Here is a 21,441-nt window from a genome sequence, read left to right on the forward strand (position 1 = left end):
GGAAGCGGGCCGCGGCACGCTCGGGTCGCTGACTGCCGTCATCTGTCGTCGCCGGTCCCCCTCGGACGGCCCACAGACGGCCCAGCCACAGAAGAAGGCCTCTGCTCCTTTGGCCAACGCTATGCATCAACTGCGACTGACAGTACCCTGCCAACCACACGTCGCCCTGTTCTCAGAAAGATGCACCGCATGGCACGACACGCCTTCTCCCTTTACGAAGTAAAGATCCGCAAGTTTCGGTCGGATGAATACCTCCCCGTTGGCGCATTTGGGCCGAACGACAGTGACCTGTTGGCGCTTTACTCAGAGTTCCTAGATTCGGAATTGAAAGGAAAGGGGAAGCGAATAGATAAGACCGAAAAATATCTCCGGCTCGAAAATTCAGAGGTAGACTTCCGAACCCTTTGGTTCACGGTCGAGTCCGGCAATTACGGGGTGACGGGAAAGGTTGTGGCGACTGACACCGGTAGCGACTCGTACGATATACAGAAGTCAGACGCCGCATCATACCCAGTACGCCAAGCTCTAATTATCCCCACAGTAGGAGATTGCGCACTGTGGGCCAGTGAATTCGTAGGCCACACTTCCGCCTTTGGCGCCCTGTGCGCTTCATTCAAGGAATGGTTTCGCGAGAAGTTCCCTAACGAGCGGTACGTAATCGAGATCAATCACTTCCAGGACACGAACGCTTGGAATGAATTCATCAATCATTCCAGTCTCAAAGAGATCACATATGTCGTCCATCAACAGGATTCTGATGGAGCAGTTGGAAGCCGAATTCAAGAGCATCGCGTGAAGGCAGCACGCAGGCGCTTTTTGCCGGCTGGCTGGATCAAGCAGGCAATGGAGAAGCGCCTCCCCTCGGACACGGTCTTCTCGGTCAGGGTCCCCGACGCCGACCAGGTGCGCATGCAGATTGAATCAGACGGGCGCTCCCGGACTATCGTCGTTGATCACGACCTGCCACGCTTCATGTACGAACTGGACAACGGGCCCGGCGGGACCCCCACGCCGGAAACCTTCAGGTCAGCAGTAGTGTCAGAGGCGGGTGCTTCACTTGACTACATGCACGTCAGCAGACGTACGTGGCAGCAGTGAGCATGGAAGCCTGAGGGGGATTCGTGAGTGAAAAGTGGGATGTCCGCGATATCGCGAAAGCCCACTTTCGAACCTACGTAGACGCAAAAACCCAAAAGAGGCGATTGGCAGATTTCGCGGCCTTCATCCTCTTCCCCTTGGCCGCGGGGGCCCTTACCTCGACGCTGCGACACTACGGCCATTTTGGCCTATACGACGTGTCCAAGTTCATCGGCGGGGTCGGAATCTTCACCGGCCTGCTATTCGGACTGTTGACCAACGTCTTCACACTCAGCCTACGTTTGCAGCGCGACGATCGACTCGGAGACGAAGAAGCAACAAAGTACATAAAAGAACTGTTCAATAACGTCAGTTGGGCGGTAGTTGTTGGGCTTTTCCTGATCGTCTCGCTCGTTACGTGCAGCACTGTCAGCGATCCGAAGAAGCCAGTTCACTGGGCATGGACCGGACTTCTGGTCGCTACCTTTCTTCACCTAGCGCTGACGGTATTGATGAGCCTAAAACGATTGTGGCTGGCTCATTCTAAAATTCCGCTTCTCCCCCCGAAGGTGAAATAGCACGCCGCGAAACTCCGCCAAGTCAGCAGAGCCGCTTTGCCGCTCGTTCGAGTATGTCGAAAGCCCCAGTACTCAACGACCATGTGCGGCCTCTTGAATGAGAGGACCGAACGAGCGGAAATCTGGTGCCATGGTCACCTTTCTCCACCACAACCCTCCCGGCTCCCATCCCGTCTGCCGTCGGCCCACACACCGTGGAGCGGGCGTGGTTCATGGCGTCCAGGTGGAGCGCGCCACTGTACGAACGACCTGGACGCCATGGGCCGCGTCTGCTCGGCTCTGCCTGGGTCGATGGCAGACGGGATGGGAGCACCCCGCGCACGCCACTGTCCGCCGGCACTCGCGATCGGCGCCCCCGCCATCTCGGAGCCTGAGCGCCCCCGCCGGAGGCTGGCTGTGACCGGTGGCCGCCCTCTACGGTGATCGGCTCATGGCCCGGAGTTGTCCTCGTGGGCGCGCGTCGGCGCAGCGCGGGCGGAGCGGGCCGAAGGCAGGAGCGGCGCCCGGCGCCGAGCCGGGAGCGCGCCGGCGGAGCGGAGCGCAGCCGGCTCGACGAGGTGGGGAGATCTGTGGGCCGTGCCTGCCGGGGGGTGTGGCGAGCACGCCGTTGTGACACGCTGCTCCCGGCGAACACCGGACTTCACCGCGCAGGAGGGGGGAACATGGCCGACCGCCGTGCGCCGTGGTGGCTGTGGGCTTTCATGGCGGCGTCCTTTCTCCTAGGCCTCAACGGCATCGCGGCTCCTCTGCTCAACCCCCACCCGTGGTGGTCCTGGTTGCCACACCTGCTGCTGGGCGTGGTCCTGGTCGTCAACGCCGGCTTCCTGTTCGCGGAAGTCCGCCAGGGTCGCCGACGGAGATGGAAGAAGAAGCACAGCCTCCCGCCGCTGTGAGGCAGTGGTTCCCGCCCGGCTACGGGGTCAGCCCTGCCTGGCTGGGAGCACAGCGGCTTTTCAAGACCAACCAGATTCCCATGGCCAGACGCGCTTTGACCTGAACCTTCGGGCGTTTTCGTCACTCGGTCCGGTCACTGCTGGCCGGAGGATGGCCGCCAGCGGGGTAAGGCGCGCAGCCGTCGCCGTGTGTGGTTGTGCGCCCACATTGATGTCAACGGCCCCCTCCTGACCGAGGAGGAGGCGGTCCCGGCTGGCTCGGTGCTGCGAGGTGTAGGAGCTGGAGACCGTACATCGCGGCGTGGAACGCGGCTCCGATCTCGCGTGCCCTCTCTTCGGTCTCAATCGGCCACATGGAGATGTAGTCAGCTCCGACGTTGGCCTGCTCCACAGTGCCGTCCAGTACGAGCGCTTCAGCCGCTGCTTGCAGGACGGTCATCGCCTGATCCGATACGTAGGGCCTGCGGCTGGCCATGGCATCAAGCTGCACCTTCCAACGCTGCCCCTGACGAGCAATGCATACGAAGATCGCATCGTCGGCCTTGGCTGCTTTGTAGGCAGCGCGGTGGGCTTCCGGCTTGGTGCAGTCGGGAATGAGCGCGGCTTGGAGAGGCATTCCAGGCTTCGGCATGACCACATCGTGGCAGGCGCTCACGCTGTTGATCAGGCGAATGCCACGACTGACCAATGTCAAGGATCGACACCAACCTGCCAGTACGAGCAGAGACTGAGTACTGGTGGGGCGCCAAGCAAGACGATAGGTTGGCATAGATTCGATCGCGTGTTCGGTTTACTTGAACGCGCCGCCATAGGGATCCGGTTCATTTTTACGCACCACTTACTGAGATGAGGTAGAGTCATGCGGCATGAGCGAACAGCAGGATGCGCTTGAGGACCTTGAGTCCAGTGGTGTTCTCGCGACCCTCACATGGGCTAGTGCGTCGGCCTACCGACGCACTATGGAGGACTACGACCCCGAAACGGGGCATGACCAGGGCTGGGTCGGATCTACCGCCCACAAGCTCTTCGTTGACCGACTGCACCGAGCGTTCTCCACAGGGAAGCACAGCGTGGACTCACTCGAGTCTGCCTCAGCCGGCCTGGACCTCGTGGCTGCCGGACTGGCCCCGGGCGAGCACCGCAAGATGCCCCTCATCGCCCCAGGCACAGTCGTCTGGTCTGACCTCAATCAGTCGCCGGGGTGGCGGTGTGGGGATTGGCGGTTCCTGCTCACGTCGTTCGTGTTCGGGGAGAGCAATCGCATCCCGTGGCCCCGGAAGAGCCCCACCAAGCAGCGCGTTGCGTCTCAGGGGAAGCCGACAGGATGGCTGGACCCTCACCCCACCCTTTGGGAGGACGAGGCCGAGTCGCTCGCCGCCACCATCCAGGCTCTGAGGGAAGAGAACGCGGAGCTCAACGCGACAACGCTCATCGTCGCCCACAGCATCGAACGAGAGCTGAACATCCGAGAACTTTACTTGGGGCGCTCTCGTTTGAATCGTGGGGGCGGGGATGCCTGGTACTGGAAGCATGATCTACTTGCAGCCGAACCGGGTACTCCCACTTCGGTACCGATTCCCACTTCGCCCGACCCTCGTCCCGGATTGTCCGGCATTCAGGACGCACCCGTTCGCCTTCGCCGTCAGTCGTCGGAAGGGAGCGGAGAGCGTCGCCTGACGTCGGGAGAGAACGACAAGTAATGAAACGAGTGGATGGTCATGGATTCCTCACGCCGCACAGATGTGCAGGTTAGTGACGCCTCTCGCCTCTTCGACGGACGACGTTTGACGCTCGCGCGACAACTGATCGGCCTCAGAAAGAACGCACTCGCCACGAAAATCGACAAAAGCGCTACCGCTGTCGCGGCATATGAAAACAACACGAAACGCCCAGCGCCCGCGACGGTTGCTCAGCTATGCCTGACGCTTGGAGTGGATCCGGGTTTCTTCCTCCCTGGCCCTCACCAATCGACAGCCAGCGACTCCGTACCTCACTTTCGCTCGTTGCGTTCGACGACGCAGTTGGCGCGAGACCAAGCCTTCGCCTACGGAGTTATCGCTGGAGATGTGGGCGCCGCTCTCGAACGGCACGTCGAGTTCCCGGAACCCAATCTGCCGCGGCTAAGCGTCGACGTAGAAGACGAGTCGAGCACGCTCCCCGAGGAGGCGGCTCGTCTTCTTCGCAAGCACTGGGGCATTGGCTCAGGGCCGGTTGGCCACCTGGTGCGCCTAGCAGAAAACCATGGCGTCGTGGTCGTGTTCAGCCCCGCGCAAACTGCCGCAGTTGACGCCTACTCTTTTGACGACGGCTACAGGCCGACGGTGGTATTGAATCCAGCCAAGGAAGATTACTATCGTCAGCGCTTCGACGTTGCCCACGAAATTGGGCATCTCGTGATGCACGTGGATGCTGAACCGGGGAGCAAGGTCGTCGAGAACCAGGCGCACCGATTCGCGGCTGAACTCCTGCTCCCGGAGGATGAGTTGCGCGACCTTTTGCCCAGCAAGGCAGACTGGAGAATCCTCGCAACACTGAAGGAGACTTACGGGGTAAGCCTTCAGGCTCTCCTGTATCGCTCCAGGGCTCTCGGCATAATGAGTGACGTGACGTATCGCAACGCTGTCGCCTATTTGTCATCGAAGGGATGGCGCCGCCGAGAACCAGGAGAAATGCCTGCCGTAGAGCAACCGTCACTCTACCCCAAGGCGGTGGAAATTCTGTCGAGCGTAGGTATGGACGAACTTTCACTGGCCAGAGAATCCCGGGTGACTCCGGGGATCTTTCGAACAGTGACAGCAAGGTCCCCCGTACGTGAGGATCTATTTCTTGAGCCTCAAGAAGTAGATAGCCAAGACGGGGTGATCCCCCTGTTTGGAAGCAAGATTGATAAGCCCGGGACCTAAGTCCCGGGCTTGATCAATTCCCCGTCTGGGCAGTCTGCGGCGCCATTGGCGCCGCAGACGACGCCGGGTAGGGAGCCCGCCCTACGGCCAGCAGATGCGAACTGGCGGCTAGCAGCTCTGGGTACGGCTCCGCCATGCGTGCTGCCTCCAAGGCAGACGCAATGAGGTCGTCCGTCGGCCCTTCGCCCGGCTGTTGCTCGGCTGCCTTCACGAGTGACCACGCAGGCCCTTCGATCCCGAAGACCTGCACGTCCTCCAGACCGGAGGCCACCAACTCCGCCACCAGCTCTTCAGCTCGGTGGAAGTACGACAGAGTGAACCCGCGTACCCCGTCGTAGACGGCCGTCTCAAGGATCTCGGAAACCGAATCCCGAATCCGCTCAGTGTGCAGGTGGGCGTACGTGACGTGCTCGAAGAGCGACGCGTACCGATTGATCGCCGCTGCAGCCACCAACCCGCCCGGCTTCACCACTCGGTTGGCTTCCGCCAACGCCCTAGTGCGGTCCTCGGGATCGGGCAGGTGGTACAGAGGCCCAAGAAGCTGCACTACGTCAAAGCTGTCGTCCGGCTCGCGCAGATCACGAGCGTCCCCAACGATCGCCGAGCACACGGCTGAGGCGGTCTCCACATGCCGCGGCACCGGATCCACAAGCGTGACTTCGTAGCCGTCCTTAACGAGCCATTCGGCGTGAACCCCAGTCCCGCCTCCCACGTCGAGGACGCGCGCCGGCGCGGGGGGCAAGAAGCGTCGGAGGAGCTCCTGCGTCCTGATCAACTCCATGCGCCCATCTGCCGACCTGCGCAGACGGCTGTCCTCGTTCACTGTCTCGCCGTAAAACCGCATCACGGAGGGAGCCAATTCGAGATTCGACATGCTCGCAGTATCGTGTGTACCGGTGGACCAGTCCAGCGCGAGGGGAAGCCATGGCTGTTCTGAAGTACGAAGAGATCGCCGAGTCTCTGCGCGCCCGCATCGCCGCTGGCGAGTTCGCTCCTGGGGACACCATCCCGTCCGGCCGTGACCTGGCTGAGCAGTGGGACGTGTCACGAGCCACTGCCATCAAGGCCGTGGACGTGCTGCGCAACGACGGCGTTGTAGTGGCCAAGCAAGGCACCGGTTTCGTCGTCACGGAGACGCCCGTAGCGCGTCCTGCCGGTGCCCGTCGTGCCGGATCGGCGCGCATCTTGGGCGGTATGCCGTTCTTGCGCCTCGGGGCACCCGACTGGTCAGAACCCCCCGCCCGAGTCGCCGCCGCCCTCAAGCTCCCCCCTGGGACGCAGGCACTTCGGCGCATCCGTGTTCTGCAGCTACCCGACGGAACCCCGAATAGTTGCGTCGAAGCGTGGTTCCCTCCCGAGATCGCAGAGGCGTCTCCCCGTCTCGCCGACACCGCCCCCATTGCCGAAGGCACGACACGCTACGTCCGTCGGCAGACCGGACGGTTTCCGGTCGAGGGGGTGGATGTGACCACAGTGCGGCTCGCCACAGACGAAGAAGCGGACCGGTTGGGCGTGCCGCCGGCAAGCGCAGTGGCGGTACTCCTTCACACCGCTTACGACCAGGAGGGTCGTCCGCTGGTCTGTGAGGAGGGAGTCACACCTTCCTCGCTCTTCGAGCAGGTGGACACCTACGCGATGTAGAAAACACCGCCAAACGAAGCTGGACCGGTCCTCCGGTCCAGCTTTTTTGACGCCTTTTTAGGCGCTCTGAGCTGCGGAGACTGTCCCTTCAATCCGCCAACTCTGCTTTCATCGCTTGACTGGACCGGTCCACCGGTCCAGTCTTGGATGCAACGCCGCCCGGCCTGTAAGGGGAGCGGCAGCACCACCCTTTGGCTGTCAGGTCGGAGGGGAGTGGCAGATGCAGTCCGTCGACTGTCAGACCCGGTGCGAACAACTTGGACAGCGGTCCACGAGCGCGAAACCGAACTTCGCGGGCTCGTGAGTGCACGGCACTGAGACACCGAATCCCGAGCGAGGGCGACTCCCCGCGATGACCGGTCGGTGGATAGGACCGCGGCGACACAGCTTCCAAGTGTCGCCACGAACGGACTAGGCACTCCCTCACGTTGCGCGTGAGAGCCGAAACGGACGATGTCACCGGAGGAGATCACGGACGCCTCGCTTCAAGCGCTGACGCGTCCGTCTTGCACTGCCACACCCTTGTTGACCTCAACCGATGGGATAGCCAGTGCACCAGCGAAGACCGTGGGCGTCGCCGTGATGGATCGGCCGGCGAGCGCCAGAACCCCTTCCCGGTCGGTGAGTGGAACGCACGCTCACGGCCAATCCGAGCCGCCCTCTACCTGCCATCGCAGCGGCTAGCGCTGCGGCCGGTTGCCTCTCCTCGCCCGTCCGGCCCGCACCTGGGTGCGTCGCCTGTACGGGCGGGGCGGGGGGAGCCGGATAGTCCGGCCGTGAGCGGTCCCCCGGGGTGCGACCCGAGGGACCGCGTACAGGCACCTGGTTGGAGGCACCTGTGATCACCAGTCTGACAGACGCGGAGCGGGCCGAACTGGCCCGTAAGAACGCCGCCGCGAACAAGCAGAGCCAGGACAACGCCCGTGCCCGGGGCGGCCGTTGATGGCCGGTAGCGAGCACGAGAAGACGAAGGATCCGCTGCCGCCGCGTCCGCGTGGGCCGCACCCGTACCCGGCCGGTCACTCGGTCGCGTGCCCCGCGTTCGAGGGGGCGTGCTGATGGCGACCGATCCGGCGGCCTGGCACATGGAGGCCCGTGCGGACGCGTGGGCCGCTGACCTCGGTCGGCAGGACCCTGTGCCGGCCGCGGCTGAGCTGGCCTGGCAGCAGCAGGAGATCCGCAGCGCCTACGAGGACGCGGCTCACCTGACCGAGCAGCCCCGGTAGCACCCACCCGTCACCACCTCTACAGCCCCGGTGACCAGCCGTGATGGGCGCCGGATCGGATCCGGCCCGGGGCACGCACGACCACCTGTTCGCAGAGCTGAGAGGAACCCGGCATGGGGAAGATCACTGACCGGATGCGGCGCCAGGCCGACGAGAACCGGCAGGCCGCCGAATGGGCGCGCGACCGCGGCAACGAGCAGCGGGCCAGGCAGTTGGAGGACCGCGCCGACGAACTGGAATCCGGCAACGTCACCGACGTCACCGACCAGCTCTCCGCGCTCACCCGCTGGGCCTTCCGCCGCTGACCCGCTTCAACCGCCCCGATGGTCGCAAGGCTGGGTTCGACTCCCGGCCGGGGCACTGTGGCCCGCCGCACTCGGGTGGTGGCCGCCTACGCCGGACCGCCTGTTCCGCGGTCCCTGGCCTCTTCCTTCCCTTCGAGCTGGGAGCTCCCATGCGTTCCTTCGTGTCTGGCCACCGGGCCGACAGTCCACAGGATTTCCTCGAACTCGCCCTCGGTACGCCCGTCGAACTCTGGCTCGGAGTGGAGGGCGAGAGCGAGATGGAGCGTGCGGCGCGCATGGACGCGGCCCGCGACATCCTGACCGACCCCGAGTTCGCGAGCGGGCCGGACGACCTGATCCGGCTGGCCGCGCAGGTCGTCGACGACCATCCGGAGCTGTTCAACGTGGTCCCGCTGCCCCGCCCCACCCGCCGCCGTCCGGTACGCCGGGGGGCCGCGGCATGAACCAGGACCCGACGCTGGACTGCCTGGCCGTGCCGCTGCGCGTGCTGCGCCTGCTCGCCGTGGACTTCGGGCACCTGCCCGCCCCGGACATCGACGTGTCACCCCTGTACCCGAACCGGTTGCAGCTGAGGTTCCATGACGACCTGGCGCACTTCGAGACCTGGCGGGACGCCCTGGGCATCACCCCGGACGACGTCGCCTACGGCGAGCAGAGCGGCGACACCAGCGTGCTGAAGGCGTCCGTCGACTACGCGGGCGCCGTGCTGGAACTGACCGGCTTCGGCGACTTACCCGCCCCCGCGCCGGTCAAGGCCGCGGCCTGATGGCGTCGTGGGGCAAGTGCTTCGACCCGAACGGCGCTCGGCACGGTATCCCCACCTACCCCTGGCACTGCGCCCCCGACGGGCTGGCGACCAGACGGCAGTTACGGGCCCGCGGGCTGCGTCCGGGTGGTCAGCCGGTGGCCGGGCAGATCCTGCGCCCGCGCTACCGGCGCGGCCCGTTGGTCGCCTATCTCTACCGGCTCGACAAGGCCCTCCCGGTTCGGCCGATGACGCCGGCCAGGCGGCGCGCGCTGGAGTGCGCGATGAAAGCGCGCCGCACCTGCCCGAAGTGCCGCACCGACGCCGGATACGTCATCCCCGCATCGCTGGGGGTCTGCGTCCCGTGCGCCTACCCCGATGACCAGTAGAAACGGAGTGAAAAACATGGAAGCCAAGCACGTTGCCCGGCGGGCGGCTCACTGGAGCCTGCCGGTCGCGCTGACCGGCATGTCGCTCGGGTGGACCGTCTACGCCGTGGGGGAGATCCTCTCCCGCCAGGCCCCGACCGCACTCGCCATGACCGTGGCCGGGATCTACGACGCGGTATGGCTGTACGCCCTGGCCATGGAGACCGCGCACCGCCGCCAGGGCTCCAAAGGAACGCTGCCGGCCACGCTCGGCTGGGTGTTCCTGGTGGCCTCGGTCGGCGTGCTGTTCACCCACGGCCTGATGTACGCCACCCCCGCCGTCGCCGTCATCGGCGCCGTCGTGCCCGCCGCCGCCAAGGCCACGCTCATCATGGCGGTGGAACGCGAGTCCACCCGGATCTCCCCTGCAGCGCAGCAGCAGATCGACGCCGTGCGCAGCGCGACGCGGGACCAGGTGGCCATCGGCCGGGCCGTCACCCGCGCCAAGACGGACCGGCACGAGACCGCGGCCGTGCTGGAGCGCGAGGAGCGCAAGGCCCGTGGCAAGGCACAGAAGGTCCGCCACGAGGCAGCCGAGGAACTCGCCAAGCTCACCACCGAGCACCCCGTCGACGACGACGTGCCCGAGGTCCCGGCGCTGTTCTCGGACGACGACCTGGCGCAGGTGCTGGGGCAGTGGACACAGGAGGGTGTGTCCCCGGGTGTGTCCCCCGTGTCCCCGCAGGTCGGCCCCGTGTCCCCGGCGCCGGAACTCCCCGCCCCGCACGGCGCGGGACACACCCCGCTCGACTGGGCGGCGCTGGCCGGAGTGGCGGCCGTGGCGGGTGTCGCGACGCCTCAGCCGGGCGAGCCGCTGACCGAGGAACAGCTCACGGTCGTGCTGCGGTGGCTTCGCCACTCGGAGAACCCTCCGCTGTCCTACCGCAAGGCCCTGGCCGCGTACCGCGCAGCAGGGTTTCCCGCGAAGGAGGAGCGCGTGCGCAAGGCGTACGCCGCGCTGATCGACGCGGAAGACGCACAGCCGTAACGCGTCCGGCACACACCAATGACGGCCAGCCCACGGGAATTGGGCTGGCCGTCGTTGCGACTGCCGGAAGCAGTCGACCGAACCAGTGAAGCAGACCCGGTGAGCCCCGGCGAGCGGCACCCTCGCAGACCCGCGGGCAGACCCGGCGAGCTGACCCAACCGCTCCACACGGTGGCTCTCGCGAGCCGCCCGCACCGCGTCTGCGCTGCGGTTTCAGCCCCTCATCCGGCAGGCCCGGCCGGCAACTTCCTACGGCCCCGGCCGGGCCCTACTCCCCAAAAGGAGTGCTCCCAGCATGACGGAACTCAGCACCGAGCCGGTAGCCATCGAGGCTGCCCCGACCACACCCCCGACACCACCCGACACCGCGCCGACCACGGCGAAGGACAGCAGGGAGGTAGAGCACACCCCGGGTGGGTGGCCTGTCGTGCCGCTCGCCCTGACCGGGGCGAACAGCACCGTCGGTATGGTCGCCGCCGCTTCCCTGGCGGGCGGCCCGATCGCCGCCATGGTCGCCGCTACCGGCATGGTGGTCCTCGGCACGGTCGCCGCCACCCGCTCCCGCAAGCCCAACGCCCGCCGCGTCACCCGCAGGCAAGCGGCCCGCGCCGCCGGCCGTGCTGCTGCCCGCAGCGCAGGCCTGCGCCACGGCGGCTTGACCGGCGGCGGGTCCGGGACCCGTTCGGCCGGCTCCCGTGCCAGTCGTGCGGGTGGCAGGTCGGGTGGTGTGCCGGGCCAGCACCGCCGTAGCAGTGGCCCGGCCGCCCGCCCCGCCAGCACCGCCACCGGCTCGAAGACCCGCGGCACGACCGGTCCGGGTGCGTCCAAGCACTCGGCCGGTGGCGCGGGCAGGGTCGGGCAGATACGCGCCCTGCGCGCCGCGCAGCAGGCCGCCACCGGGACCCGTGCCGGACAGCGCACACAGACCACCAACGCACGGCGTGCGGTCGCCGACGCGCGCCGCAACGCCAACACCCCCGCCCGCAAGTCCGGGGTGGGCAAGCGTGCCGGTCTGACCGGCCGCCTGCTGGGCGGCACCGCCCGCAAAGCCCGCACCGCGCGCGATGCGGCGATCGCCAAACAGCGTGCTAAGCGCGACGCCAAGGCGGGCGCCACGGTGGCCGCGCAGCGGGCCGCGGTCCGCAAGGCGCCCGCGCGCAAGGCCGCCCGCAAGGCACTGCGCCGGTCCGCGGCCCGCTTCCACGGGCGACGCCTGCTCGCTGCCCTGCTCGCCCTGCCCGTGGGCCTGCTGGGCTGCCTGACCACCCCGATTGGCCGCAAGTTCGACATCCCGTGGCTGATGTACCCCGGCCGCCGCCTGTACTGGGCCATGGTCCGCACCGCCACGCAACAGCGCGCCGAACGCGACGAGATCACCCGCGAGGACCTGCGCGAGCAGGAAGCCGCCGCGGACGCGGAAGCCACCGAGGACGGCACCGAGGGCATCGCGGACAGTGTCGAACGGCCCGCCGCCAAGGTCCCCACCCCCACGATTCCCGAGGTCAGTGAAGGAGAGTACGTGTCCGGTTTCCGGTTCGAAGAGGCCGCTGCCGAGATGGAGCAGGCCGCCAACGCCTACGAGCCCGAGAACGCCATGGAGATCCTCGCCATGGTCGAAGGGCTCCCGGCCGCGCTGAGCAGCGTGGCCAACGTGATGAAGATCCTCGCCGAGCGCTCCGACAACGAGTTCCCGCTGGAGAAGGAGATCGCGGACGGCTTCAACGACATCTTCGGCGCCCTCATGAGCGCGGTTGCGGTCGCCGAGGACATGGGCCCGCTGTTCCGGCAGGTCCACGAGCAGGACATCGCCCGCCACGAGGACCCCCGCAACGGCCACGACGCTGAGAAGGGCTGGAACGTCTGAGATGAGCAGCACCGCCACCGCCAAGAAGCAGCAGAGCAGTGGCCCGGTGCTGGACTGGGCGGCCGGTCACGGACCCGTGACCGGCGCCCTGTCCGCGACCACCGGAGCCTTCGCCATCGCCACCACCGGCGCCGCCACCCACATGCCCCCCGGCTGGGCCCTCGCCGTAGGTGCCGCGGGCGCCCTCGGACACACCGTCGTGGGCCTGCGGGTACGCAACGCCGGCCGCACCCTGGCCACCCGCGCCGCATCCTGGCTCATCGGGGCGGGCTGGACCACCTGGGCCATGACCCACGGCCCGCTCACGTGGGCCGCGCTCGGATCCCTCGCCACCATCGGCGTCGGCATCGGCGCCGCCGCCCGATCCTCCGCCCTGTTCGAGGAGGCACGGGAAGAGGAGGCACTCGCCGCCGAACATCGCCAGATCGCCCGCGAGCTGTCCGCAGAGCGCCGCGCGATCGCCGCGGAATGGGTCGAGCGCATCCAGCGGGTGTGCTCCCTCACCGTGCGCGTGCTCGGAGTGGAGATGTGGGAGACCGGCGCCGGCTACTCCATCGACGCCGAACTCCCTCCCGGCGGCGCCACCTGGAACAAGATCGCTGCCGAGTCGCCGCGACTGTCTGCGGACGCCCGGTTGCCGCACGGCTGCACCGCCACCGCCTCCCCGGGCATCCACCAGGGGCGCGTCATCATTGACGTGACCACGGTCAACGTCCTGGAGGAGGAACGGACTTACCCGGCCGACTACAGCGTCCTGTCCCTGCACACGGGCATCCCGTGGGGCTACCGCACGAACGCGGAGAGCATCCTCGCCTACCTGCGCGAGCAGTGCGCGTTGGTGGTCGGGCCGACTGGGTCGGGCAAGACGAACATGGTCCACGCGATCCTCGCTGGCTTCGCCCGCGCCGAAGACGTCCTGACCTGGGTGATCGACCTGAACGCCGGATCGGCCGGCCTGCCCTGGGTGCTGCCCGTCCTCAACCAGGAGATCGTGCGGGAGGACGGCAAGACCGTACGGCCCGGCATCGACTGGCTCGCCGGCACGTTCGATGAGGCCATGGCCATGCTGGACACGGCCGTGCGGGTCGCCAAGCACCGCAAGACCAGCTATCAGGACCTGCTCGCCAAGGCCAACACCGACCTGCTGCCGATCAGCCCCAAGATTCCTCAGATCATGCTGGTCATCGACGAGGGCGCGGAGATCCTGGCCAGCCCGGACCGGCAGATGCGCAAGCTCGCTGAGAAGATCCTCGAAGTCATCCGGATCGCCCGCGCCATGGGCCTGCGCACCGTGCTGACCGCGCTCGGGGCGACCGGCAGCGTGCTCGGCAACCTGATGATCCGCCGGGAAGCCAAGGTGCGCGTCGCGCTGACCGGCGGGGAGACCGAGGGCATGGACCTGGGCAAGATGTTCCCCGGCTCGCGCGGACTGCGCGTGGACCAGGCCCCGTTCAAGGGCGCCGGGTTCATGGGCACCCCCGAGTCCCCGGCCGCGCTGTTCAAAGCCTGGCGCATCCTGCCGAACCAGATCCGGGACATCATCGCCGCTACCTCCGACCGGCACCCCGTCCTCGATGACGTGTCGGTCAAGGCTGCCGGGGCCGCCTACATCCGCCGCTGGGACAGCGAGCGCACCGCATGGATGCGCGAGCAGATCGTCCCCGACGACGAGCAGACGGACACCTCGGGCGGGGAGGCGCTGCGGCTGTCCGCGTTCCGCGACACGCAGGCGGCCGGACCTGAGATGGCGGAAGACGAGATGCTGCGCCGCTTCCGCGAGGAGATCGACGCACAGTTCGCCACCACCCCCGACCCGCACACCCCCGACACCCCGCCGCCCGCGGCGGGCGGGCTGAACCTGTCGGCACTGCGGGGCGAGCATGACAGCCCCGCGCAACAGGTTGCGCTCGCCCTGCTGCTCGCCGCCGGCCCGGACGGCACCGGCGCATCCGCCATCGCCCGCGCCCTCGCCGACGAGTACGGCACCACCCGTCAGACGGTGGTCGGCTGGCTCAAGACGTGGGTCAAGGACGGCACCGCCGTCCGCGTCGGGGAGGGCACCAAAGCCCGCTACGTCCACCACCGCCACGCACCCCAACAACCCCCCGAACACTGATCACTTGTCGCTTGTCACCCTGCCCCGACACATGCCGCCACGGCCGCCCCCAGGGGGCCGGAAACGGCTTGTGAGCTGGGAGGCGACAAGCGACAAGACAAGACAAGCGACAAGCCGCACGACAAGACAGACGACAAGCAACGCGACAAGCCACCACACGGGCAGCACCACGGAAACGGGTGCTGCCCGCCTCGCTTTCCGGGAGGCCGCTCGTGATCGTGACCCTGTCCGCCGTCGCACTCTTCGGAGTGCTCGCCCTCGTCCTGCTGCGCGGCCGCTACCTCGGACCGTTCAGCGCCCTCGTGCTCTTCCTGTTCGGGTTCTTCACCGCCGGCACCGGCGCCGCCGGACCCGTCCGCGCCATGTGCCTCGCGCTCGCCGACGCCGCCCGCCACCTCACCTGACCCCCGCCAGGAGCCACCGCCATGCCCGAGTACGAGAACAGTGCGGCCTGGCAGCCGCGGATGACCGACGCCGAAGCCACCGCCGAAGCCCGCCGCATCATCGCCGACGCCTACCGGCCCACCCACCAGATGCCGACCGCCTACCGCGACACCAGCCCCCTGCCCGCCTACGGCACCACCCCGCCCGTCCCGCAGCCCGACCGGCGCATTGTCCCGGCATGGGCCGCGGGCACCGCCGTGGCCGGTATCGGCGTCGGCGCCACCTGCGTCGGACTCGGGTGCGGGATCTGGCTCGCCTGCCAGGGCTTCGCCGCCGTCACGCTCACCTCGGTCCTGTTCGTCACCCTCCCGATCGCTGGCGTGGCCGCGGTCGTCGCCGCCGTCGGATCGGCCCTGCGCTCCCTCCGAGGAGTCCGCACGGAGACCCACCACCACTACGCCGGGCCGGTCCGGCAGGAGACCAACACGATCACCACGCCCGCGTACGGGTTGATTGCCCGCAACCGCAACGAACTCCGCACCTGACCCCAGGAGCCGCCTTGCGCTTCTACCTGACCACCCACAAACGCCACTGGGTCCGGCTGACCCGGGTGCCGCTGTTCCTGAAGTCCGAGCACTTCGTGAAGGCGGCCAAACTGACTCCCGCGCTTGGTCCGTATGCCGTGGACTCCGGCGGGTTCTCGGAGCTCCAGCGCCACGGCGAGTGGACCCGCACCCCCCGCCAGTACGTGGACGACCTGCGCCGCATCTGGGAATGCGTCGGCCCCTACGACTGGGCAGCCCCGCAGGACTGGATGTGCGAAGACCTCATCGTCCACGGTGGCACGGCCGGACCGAACGTGTTCGCCGGTACCCATCTCAGCGTGGAAGAGCACCAGCGCCGCACGGTGGCCAACTTCCTCGAACTGCGCTCACGCGCCCCGGACCTGCGCATCGCGCCCGTCCTTCAAGGCGACAACGTGCCCGCCTACGAACGGTGCGCGGAGCTGTACGAGAAGGCCGGCGTGGACCTGCGGGCCGAACCGGTCGTCGGACTGGGCTCGGTATGCCGGCTCCAGTCCACGCAGAAGGGCGCCGCGATCGTCACCGCGATGGCCGCGCACGGCTTCAAACTGCACGGCTTCGGCTTCAAGACCCTGGGACTGGAGAAGGTGGGCCACCTGCTCGCCTCCGCGGACTCCGCGGCCTGGAGCTATCACGCCCGCAAGAGACCCCCGATCGCTGGCCACACGCACAAGAACTGCGCCAACTGCCTGGAATACGCCCTGAGCTGGCGAACCCGCGTCCTGGCAGCCATACCCGCCTGGCAACAGCCCCTGCTCAACGCTGCCTAACTCACATCCAAGGAGACATCAGCATGTCGTTCGGAGAGACCCCGATCACCCTCGTCGGCAACCTGACCGACGACCCCGAGCTGAAGTTCACCGAAGGCGGCGCCGCGCTCGCCAAGTTCACCATCGCCGTCACCCCGCGCAGCTTCGACCGCACGTCGAACCAGTGGAAGGACGGCACCACCGCCTTCTACCGCTGCGCCGCCTGGCGCACCCTCGCCGAACACGTCGCCGAATCCCTGACCAAGGGCTCACGCGTCGTCGCCACCGGCCGAATGCGCCAACACGACTGGACCACCGACCAGAACGAGAAGCGCTCCATGCTCGCCGTCGAAATCGACGACATCGGCGCGTCCGTCCGCTTCACCACCGTCACGGTCAACGCCAAGCGCGCTACCCAGAACGGCCCGGCCGGCGACAACCCGTGGGACAAGACCAGCGCCGCAGCCGGAGCCCAGTTCAGCGAAGAGCCCCCGTTCTAACCACGCCCGGGGCGGTCGCCCGATCTCGCCAAAGACACGCGACCGCCCCGGCCAACCAGTCCACAACAGACCTGTTGGAGGAATCCAGCATGACCCACCTCACCGTCGTCCCGAAAGCGGACGACCGCAGCACAGACCAGCCGGTGACCGTGGCCCTGGAAAGCCTGCACCTGCTCGCCGCCGCCCTGCTGTCCGCTGAGCGCGGCTGGCCCGTCATCCCGCTGCACCCTGGAGCCAAACGCCCCTCCGGGCACCCCGAACGGGACTGCCCCCGAGCAGGCCGGTGCGCGGGCGGGCACCGCACCCCGGAACAGCGCGCCACCACCGACCCCGACCTGATCCACACGGCATGGGCCAGCCGCCCGTACAACGTGGGGATCGCGACCGGCCCGGCCGGTCTGCTCGTGGTCGACCTGGACGTGCCGAAGACAAAAGAGCAGGAAGGAGCGCCTGACGGCGCCACTACCTTCAACGCGCTCTGCGAGCGCGCCGGCCAGCCCTTCCCGCTCACCTACCGGGTGCGGACCCCCAGCGGGGGCCAGCACCTGTACTTCACCACCCCACCCGGCGTCCGGCTGAAGTGCACGGTGAAGAAGCTCGGTCCGCACATCGACACCCGGGCCTGGGGCGGCTACGTCGTCGCCGCGGGCAGCACCACCCCCCAAGGCACCTATGACGTCGCGGAAGCCGCCGTCGTGGCGCCCCTGCCCGGATGGCTGGCCGCCCTGCTCACCGAACCCGTGAAACCGGCGCAGGCGCCCGCCCTGGCGCCGGTCAGGGACGGCACCAAGGCCGCCCGGACCGCGCTGGAACGCGAATGCGCGGTCGTGGCCGCCGCCAGCGAGGGCGGGCCCGTCGGCCGCAACAACACGCTGTACCGCAGCGCCTGCAAGGTGGCCCGGTTCGTGGCCTGGGGACACATCTCCCGGCACACGGTCGAAGAGGCAATCCAGGCGGCGGGGGAATCGACGGGCCTGTCGGCTGCCGAGTGCCGCACGACGATCCGCAGCGCCATGGAGTGGATCACCGCCCACGCCACACCGCGGGAAGCCGTATGAACGCCGCCCGCTCCCCCCACCTGGATTGCCTCCCTCCCAACCCCTACGGCCCGCGCTGCGCGCTGCTCGCTCGCAGCGTGAGGACCGTGGGCGGCCGACAGAAGGTCGCCCGAAGGGCGTCCTTTCAGCTCTTCCCCCCGACTCACCGCACCGTGCGCCTGCTGCCCCACTTCGAAGGGAGGACCGCCGCATGACCAGCACCACCCCACCCGAGCCGTCCATCGACGGCGCCGCCCTGCTTGACGAGGTCGAAGCCTTCCACCGCCGCTTCAACGTTTTCCCCACCGAGCACGCCTACGTCGCCGTCGCGTTGTGGGACGCGCACGCGCACCTGATGGACGCGCTTGACAGCACCGCCCGCATCGCCTTCCTCAGCCCCGAACCGGGCTCGGGGAAGTCACGGGCACTGGAGATCATCGAGACCCTCACCCCGCGCTCCGCGACCACCGTCAACGCCTCCGCCAACGCCTTGTTCCGGCTCGTCTCGGCTGACGAGGGCACCCCAACGCTGCTGTTCGACGAGATCGACACCGTCTTCGGCCCGAAAGCAGGCGGGAACGAGGAAGTCCGCGGGTTCCTCAACTCCGGCTACCGGCGCGGCGCCAAGTCCCTGCGCTGCATCGGGGACGGATCCGACCAGAAAGCCGCGTTCCTCCCGTCGTTCTGCGCGGTCGCGATGGCCGGACTCGGCTCGCTTCCGGACACGATCCTGACCCGCTCCGTCATCATCCGCATGCGCAAGAAGGCGCCCAACGAGAAGTGCGAGCCCTACCGGCGCCGCGTCCACGAGAAGCAGGGCCACGCCCTGCGCGACCGGCTCGCCGACTGGGCAGCCCCCCTGCACGACCAGATCGCGAACGCCTGGCCCGACATGCCCGAAGGAGTCACCGACCGGCCGGCCGACGTGTGGGAACCCCTGCTCGCGGTGGCCGACGCGGCCGGCGGGCACTGGCCCGAACGCGCCCGCGCCGCCTGCGTCGCCCTCATCAAGGCCGCACGGGAAGGCGACGAGGCCTCCCTCGGGGTGCGGCTGCTGACCGACCTGCGCGACCGCGTGTTCTGCGGAGTCGACAAGCTGCCCACCGCCGCCATCCTCGAAGTCCTCCTCAGCATCGACGACGCGCCGTGGGCCGACATGAGCGAGGACGGGCAGCAGATCAAGCCGCTCACCGCCCGCGCCATGGCCAAGCTCCTGAGCCAATACGTCCGCCCCGACAACACCCCGATCAAGCCCAAGGGAATCCGCGTCGGCAGCACCACCCCGAAGGGCTACTACGCGGAGGACCTCAGCGACGCGTGGGCCCGCTACTGCCCCCCTCCCCCCGGAGAATCCGCAACATCCGCAACAGCCGCAACACCGCAGGTCAACGAGGGTGAATCTGTGGCGGATACCCCTTCCGAGACCCGCCACATGTTCGCGGAATCCGACACACGCACCCTTCGCAGCGTCGGCTGACCAGCTACACCCCACGGTGCCGCCGCGTGCCCCGCGCGGCGGCACCTATCCGCAACAGAAACGGCATCCGCCACAGATTCAAGCCGCTGACCAGCAATGTTGCGGCGTGGCGGATGTTGCGGATTCCCCAGAAGGCCAAGACGAGGAGTCGCAACGATGGCTCGCCCCAAGATGCTCAAGCTCCCCGAAGTCCTCGAAGAGATCGAGATGAGCCGCGCCGCCTTCTACCGCATGCGTGCCCGCGGCAAGGCGCCCAAGCTCATCAAGCTCCCCAATGGTCAACTCCGTTGTCGGCGCTCCGACCTGGACGCGTGGTGGGCGTCCATGGAAGACACCGCCGCCTAACTCCTCCCGGTACCCACGAGACACGAGGGGCCCGCTTTAGCGGGCCCCTCTGGAGTTCGCATGTCACTGACCTACGACGTTCGCCTCTACGCCATCGAGGTCCGCAAGGACCGCCCGAAGCCATATCGCCTCCGTTGGCTGGTCGGGGAGCGCAAGCACTCCAAGAGCTACACGCTCAAAGCGCAGGCTGAGGGCCGCCGTTCGGAACTGATGTCCGCTGTGCGGCGCGGCGACCAGTTCGACGAGGAGACGGGGCTTCCTGTCTCCGAGCTGCGCGCGAGACTGGGCTCCGTCACCTGGTACGAGCACACCCGTACGTACGTCGGCCGCAAGTGGGCCTTGGCGCCGGCCAAGTCGCGCAAGAACTACGCCGACGCGCTCGCCACCATCACCCCCGCGCTCGTGAAGACGAAGGCCGGCATGCCCGATCCGGCGCTTCTGCGACGCGCTCTCTACGGGTGGGCGTACAACCGGAACCGCTGGAACGAGACTGCACCGGACGACGTGGCCCGCGCCCTGGAGTGGATCGCCAAGCACTCCATGCCGGTTTCTGCGCTGGAAGACCCGGCCACCGTCCGACTGGCCTTGGACGCTCTCGCCCTGAGACTGGACGGGAAGGAGGCTTCGCCGCGTACCGCGAAGCGAAAGCGGGCGTGCCTGAGCGACGTTCTCGGACTGGCTGTCGAAGAGCAGTACTTCAGCATGCCGGTCAACCCGCTCTCGGCCGTGAAGTGGACGGCTCCGAAGTCAGTTGAGGCGGTGGACCCCGAGAGCGTCGCCAACCCTCGCCAGGTTCGCGCGCTACTGGCGGGAGTCCGCGAGCAGGGGGCGCGCGGGCGGCACCTGGAAGCGTTCTTCGGGTGCCTGTACTACGCGGCCATGCGTCCGGCTGAGGCTGCCGGACTGCGCGCGGATCAGTGCCACCTCCCGGAGACGGGATGGGGGATGCTCACCCTCCGGCAGGGCATCGTCCGGGCAGGGCGGAGCTGGACGAACGACGGGGCGGCACACGAGACCCGCCACCTGAAAGCGCGCGCCAAGAAGGACTCCCGTCCGGTGCCGATCCCGCCGCACTTCGTCCGCATGCTGCGGGAGCACATCGCCGCACACGGTACGGCGCCGGACGGCCGGCTGTTCAGGACAAGCCGCAACGGCCTACTTCAGGAGACCGGCTATGGGGAGGTGTGGGCAAAGGCTCGACAAAATGTCCTGAGCGAGGCGGAGACGTCCTCACTGCTCGCCCGCCGCCCCTACGACCTGCGGCACGCCGGTGTGTCGTTCTGGCTCAGTTCCGGCGTGGACGCCATGGAGTGCGCCCGGCGGGCAGGGCACAGCATCGCAGTCCTGCACAAGGTGTACGCCAAGGTGCTGGACCAGACCCGGGAGCGTGCCAACAGTCGGATCGATGCGGCACTTCGGGAGTGGAATGGGCCCGAGTGATCATGCTCACCCCCGGGGGACACCTGGGGGACACGCACTGACCGACAGTGAGATTTGGGCGGTACGGGGTGAGACACGTCCACGTCCCGTCCACGCCGAATCGAACGGGGCCGATCAACGAGAAACCCCCTCTGACCAGGCTAAGAACCTGGTCAGAGGGG

The 21,441-nt window shown here is 67.7% G+C and carries 24 protein-coding genes; 22 read left to right on the top strand and 2 right to left on the bottom strand.

Features of this window, described 5'->3' with window-relative positions:
* Nucleotides 1-189: 189 nt before the first annotated feature.
* From BLW82_RS17555 to BLW82_RS17560, 3 genes are all read left to right on the top strand, one after another.
* On the top strand, nucleotides 190-1,098 hold the full coding sequence (locus tag BLW82_RS17555; protein WP_093499688.1) for a hypothetical protein: 909 nt from the start codon (nucleotides 190-192) through the stop codon (nucleotides 1,096-1,098).
* A 23-nt stretch (nucleotides 1,099-1,121) separates the two neighbouring features.
* Entirely contained in the window at nucleotides 1,122-1,655 is a 534-nt protein-coding gene (locus tag BLW82_RS43920) for a hypothetical protein (RefSeq protein ID WP_143063677.1), read from the top strand.
* Nucleotides 1,656-2,317: 662 nt separating this feature from the next.
* Complete coding sequence (locus BLW82_RS17560) at nucleotides 2,318-2,548, top strand: hypothetical protein (RefSeq protein WP_093499689.1); 231 nt, start codon at nucleotides 2,318-2,320, stop codon at nucleotides 2,546-2,548.
* Between the two features lie 214 nt (nucleotides 2,549-2,762).
* Here BLW82_RS17560 and BLW82_RS43925 read toward each other — a convergent pair whose 3' ends face one another.
* On the bottom strand, nucleotides 2,763-3,242 hold the full coding sequence (locus BLW82_RS43925) for a hypothetical protein (protein ID WP_143063679.1): 480 nt from the start codon (nucleotides 3,240-3,242) through the stop codon (nucleotides 2,763-2,765).
* Between the two features lie 172 nt (nucleotides 3,243-3,414).
* Here BLW82_RS43925 and BLW82_RS17565 point away from each other — a divergent pair, with 172 nt between their 5' ends.
* The gene (locus tag BLW82_RS17565) at nucleotides 3,415-4,248 is read left to right on the top strand and encodes a hypothetical protein (RefSeq protein WP_093499690.1); all 834 of its coding nucleotides are present in this window, start codon (nucleotides 3,415-3,417) and stop codon (nucleotides 4,246-4,248) included.
* A gap of 12 nt (nucleotides 4,249-4,260) precedes the next feature.
* Nucleotides 4,261-5,451, top strand: a complete 1,191-nt coding sequence (locus tag BLW82_RS17570; protein WP_256215847.1) for a helix-turn-helix domain-containing protein — start codon at nucleotides 4,261-4,263, stop codon at nucleotides 5,449-5,451.
* A 13-nt stretch (nucleotides 5,452-5,464) separates the two neighbouring features.
* On the opposite strand, the gene BLW82_RS17575 is transcribed toward BLW82_RS17570, so the two are convergent.
* Nucleotides 5,465-6,325: a class I SAM-dependent methyltransferase gene (locus tag BLW82_RS17575; protein WP_093499691.1), complete on the bottom strand. Its 861-nt coding sequence runs from the start codon at nucleotides 6,323-6,325 to the stop codon at nucleotides 5,465-5,467.
* A gap of 50 nt (nucleotides 6,326-6,375) precedes the next feature.
* On the opposite strand from BLW82_RS17575, the gene BLW82_RS17580 reads away from it, so the two are divergent.
* The 17 genes from BLW82_RS17580 (at nucleotide 6,376) to BLW82_RS17655 (ending at nucleotide 21,280) form a co-directional block, all read left to right on the top strand.
* Nucleotides 6,376-7,092 carry a GntR family transcriptional regulator gene (locus BLW82_RS17580; RefSeq protein WP_093499692.1) on the top strand — a complete coding sequence of 239 codons (717 nt, stop codon included), beginning with the start codon at nucleotides 6,376-6,378 and terminating at the stop codon, nucleotides 7,090-7,092.
* A 1,058-nt stretch (nucleotides 7,093-8,150) separates the two neighbouring features.
* The gene (locus tag BLW82_RS44455; protein ID WP_177232980.1) at nucleotides 8,151-8,318 is read left to right on the top strand and encodes a hypothetical protein; all 168 of its coding nucleotides are present in this window, start codon (nucleotides 8,151-8,153) and stop codon (nucleotides 8,316-8,318) included.
* A 113-nt stretch (nucleotides 8,319-8,431) separates the two neighbouring features.
* On the top strand, nucleotides 8,432-8,623 hold the full coding sequence (locus BLW82_RS17585; RefSeq protein ID WP_093499693.1) for a hypothetical protein: 192 nt from the start codon (nucleotides 8,432-8,434) through the stop codon (nucleotides 8,621-8,623).
* 149 nt (nucleotides 8,624-8,772) lie between these two features.
* Nucleotides 8,773-9,066: a hypothetical protein gene (locus BLW82_RS17590; RefSeq protein ID WP_093499694.1), complete on the top strand. Its 294-nt coding sequence runs from the start codon at nucleotides 8,773-8,775 to the stop codon at nucleotides 9,064-9,066.
* A complete protein-coding gene (locus BLW82_RS17595; RefSeq protein ID WP_093499695.1) occupies nucleotides 9,063-9,389 on the top strand; it encodes a hypothetical protein in 327 nt (108 codons plus the stop codon). The genes BLW82_RS17590 and BLW82_RS17595 overlap by 4 nt, the downstream gene beginning before the upstream one ends.
* Nucleotides 9,389-9,757 (top strand): RRQRL motif-containing zinc-binding protein, encoded by a 369-nt coding sequence (locus BLW82_RS17600; RefSeq protein WP_093499696.1) that lies wholly within the window; start codon nucleotides 9,389-9,391, stop codon nucleotides 9,755-9,757. The genes BLW82_RS17595 and BLW82_RS17600 overlap by 1 nt, the downstream gene beginning before the upstream one ends.
* 16 nt (nucleotides 9,758-9,773) lie before the next feature.
* Nucleotides 9,774-10,784 carry a hypothetical protein gene (locus BLW82_RS17605; protein ID WP_093499697.1) on the top strand — a complete coding sequence of 337 codons (1,011 nt, stop codon included), beginning with the start codon at nucleotides 9,774-9,776 and terminating at the stop codon, nucleotides 10,782-10,784.
* Nucleotides 10,785-11,079: 295 nt separating this feature from the next.
* On the top strand, nucleotides 11,080-12,648 hold the full coding sequence (locus BLW82_RS17610) for a hypothetical protein (RefSeq protein WP_093499698.1): 1,569 nt from the start codon (nucleotides 11,080-11,082) through the stop codon (nucleotides 12,646-12,648).
* Between the two features lies 1 nt (nucleotide 12,649).
* Nucleotides 12,650-14,764, top strand: coding sequence for a P-loop NTPase family protein (locus BLW82_RS17615; RefSeq protein ID WP_093499699.1), 2,115 nt, complete (start codon nucleotides 12,650-12,652; stop codon nucleotides 14,762-14,764).
* 212 nt (nucleotides 14,765-14,976) lie between these two features.
* On the top strand, nucleotides 14,977-15,168 hold the full coding sequence (locus tag BLW82_RS17620) for a hypothetical protein (protein WP_093499700.1): 192 nt from the start codon (nucleotides 14,977-14,979) through the stop codon (nucleotides 15,166-15,168).
* Nucleotides 15,169-15,189: 21 nt separating this feature from the next.
* Complete coding sequence (locus tag BLW82_RS17625) at nucleotides 15,190-15,693, top strand: hypothetical protein (protein ID WP_093499701.1); 504 nt, start codon at nucleotides 15,190-15,192, stop codon at nucleotides 15,691-15,693.
* A 14-nt stretch (nucleotides 15,694-15,707) separates the two neighbouring features.
* Complete coding sequence (locus BLW82_RS17630) at nucleotides 15,708-16,502, top strand: deazapurine DNA modification protein DpdA family protein (RefSeq protein WP_093499702.1); 795 nt, start codon at nucleotides 15,708-15,710, stop codon at nucleotides 16,500-16,502.
* A gap of 23 nt (nucleotides 16,503-16,525) precedes the next feature.
* Nucleotides 16,526-16,981, top strand: coding sequence for a single-stranded DNA-binding protein (gene ssb / locus BLW82_RS17635; protein ID WP_093499703.1), 456 nt, complete (start codon nucleotides 16,526-16,528; stop codon nucleotides 16,979-16,981).
* Between the two features lie 89 nt (nucleotides 16,982-17,070).
* Nucleotides 17,071-18,039, top strand: a complete 969-nt coding sequence (locus BLW82_RS17640) for a bifunctional DNA primase/polymerase (RefSeq protein WP_093499704.1) — start codon at nucleotides 17,071-17,073, stop codon at nucleotides 18,037-18,039.
* A gap of 190 nt (nucleotides 18,040-18,229) precedes the next feature.
* Nucleotides 18,230-19,495: a DUF3631 domain-containing protein gene (locus BLW82_RS17645; RefSeq protein ID WP_093499705.1), complete on the top strand. Its 1,266-nt coding sequence runs from the start codon at nucleotides 18,230-18,232 to the stop codon at nucleotides 19,493-19,495.
* Between the two features lie 156 nt (nucleotides 19,496-19,651).
* Nucleotides 19,652-19,840, top strand: coding sequence for a helix-turn-helix transcriptional regulator (locus tag BLW82_RS17650; RefSeq protein ID WP_093499706.1), 189 nt, complete (start codon nucleotides 19,652-19,654; stop codon nucleotides 19,838-19,840).
* A gap of 60 nt (nucleotides 19,841-19,900) precedes the next feature.
* Nucleotides 19,901-21,280 carry a tyrosine-type recombinase/integrase gene (locus BLW82_RS17655; RefSeq protein WP_093499707.1) on the top strand — a complete coding sequence of 460 codons (1,380 nt, stop codon included), beginning with the start codon at nucleotides 19,901-19,903 and terminating at the stop codon, nucleotides 21,278-21,280.
* Nucleotides 21,281-21,441 lie beyond the last annotated feature (161 nt).

Source organism: Streptomyces sp. Ag109_O5-10 (genome assembly GCF_900105755.1).
Classification (GTDB): domain Bacteria; phylum Actinomycetota; class Actinomycetes; order Streptomycetales; family Streptomycetaceae; genus Streptomyces.

Bases quoted from the DNA above. Each gene is read 5' to 3' on its own strand.
- BLW82_RS17555 (WP_093499688.1), top strand. From the start codon at position 190: ATGGCACGACACGCCTTCTCCCTTTACGAAGTAAAGATCCGCAAGTTT.
- BLW82_RS17560 (WP_093499689.1), top strand. From the start codon at position 2,318: ATGGCCGACCGCCGTGCGCCGTGGTGGCTGTGGGCTTTCATGGCGGCG.
- BLW82_RS17565 (WP_093499690.1), top strand. From the start codon at position 3,415: ATGAGCGAACAGCAGGATGCGCTTGAGGACCTTGAGTCCAGTGGTGTT.
- BLW82_RS17570 (WP_256215847.1), top strand. From the start codon at position 4,261: ATGGTCATGGATTCCTCACGCCGCACAGATGTGCAGGTTAGTGACGCC.
- BLW82_RS17575 (WP_093499691.1), bottom strand. From the start codon at position 6,325: ATGTCGAATCTCGAATTGGCTCCCTCCGTGATGCGGTTTTACGGCGAG.
- BLW82_RS17580 (WP_093499692.1), top strand. From the start codon at position 6,376: ATGGCTGTTCTGAAGTACGAAGAGATCGCCGAGTCTCTGCGCGCCCGC.
- BLW82_RS44455 (WP_177232980.1), top strand. From the start codon at position 8,151: ATGGCGACCGATCCGGCGGCCTGGCACATGGAGGCCCGTGCGGACGCG.
- BLW82_RS17585 (WP_093499693.1), top strand. From the start codon at position 8,432: ATGGGGAAGATCACTGACCGGATGCGGCGCCAGGCCGACGAGAACCGG.
- BLW82_RS17590 (WP_093499694.1), top strand. From the start codon at position 8,773: ATGCGTTCCTTCGTGTCTGGCCACCGGGCCGACAGTCCACAGGATTTC.
- BLW82_RS17595 (WP_093499695.1), top strand. From the start codon at position 9,063: ATGAACCAGGACCCGACGCTGGACTGCCTGGCCGTGCCGCTGCGCGTG.
- BLW82_RS17600 (WP_093499696.1), top strand. From the start codon at position 9,389: ATGGCGTCGTGGGGCAAGTGCTTCGACCCGAACGGCGCTCGGCACGGT.
- BLW82_RS17605 (WP_093499697.1), top strand. From the start codon at position 9,774: ATGGAAGCCAAGCACGTTGCCCGGCGGGCGGCTCACTGGAGCCTGCCG.
- BLW82_RS17610 (WP_093499698.1), top strand. From the start codon at position 11,080: ATGACGGAACTCAGCACCGAGCCGGTAGCCATCGAGGCTGCCCCGACC.
- BLW82_RS17615 (WP_093499699.1), top strand. From the start codon at position 12,650: ATGAGCAGCACCGCCACCGCCAAGAAGCAGCAGAGCAGTGGCCCGGTG.
- BLW82_RS17625 (WP_093499701.1), top strand. From the start codon at position 15,190: ATGCCCGAGTACGAGAACAGTGCGGCCTGGCAGCCGCGGATGACCGAC.
- ssb (WP_093499703.1), top strand. From the start codon at position 16,526: ATGTCGTTCGGAGAGACCCCGATCACCCTCGTCGGCAACCTGACCGAC.
- BLW82_RS17640 (WP_093499704.1), top strand. From the start codon at position 17,071: ATGACCCACCTCACCGTCGTCCCGAAAGCGGACGACCGCAGCACAGAC.
- BLW82_RS17645 (WP_093499705.1), top strand. From the start codon at position 18,230: ATGACCAGCACCACCCCACCCGAGCCGTCCATCGACGGCGCCGCCCTG.
- BLW82_RS17650 (WP_093499706.1), top strand. From the start codon at position 19,652: ATGGCTCGCCCCAAGATGCTCAAGCTCCCCGAAGTCCTCGAAGAGATC.
- BLW82_RS17655 (WP_093499707.1), top strand. From the start codon at position 19,901: ATGTCACTGACCTACGACGTTCGCCTCTACGCCATCGAGGTCCGCAAG.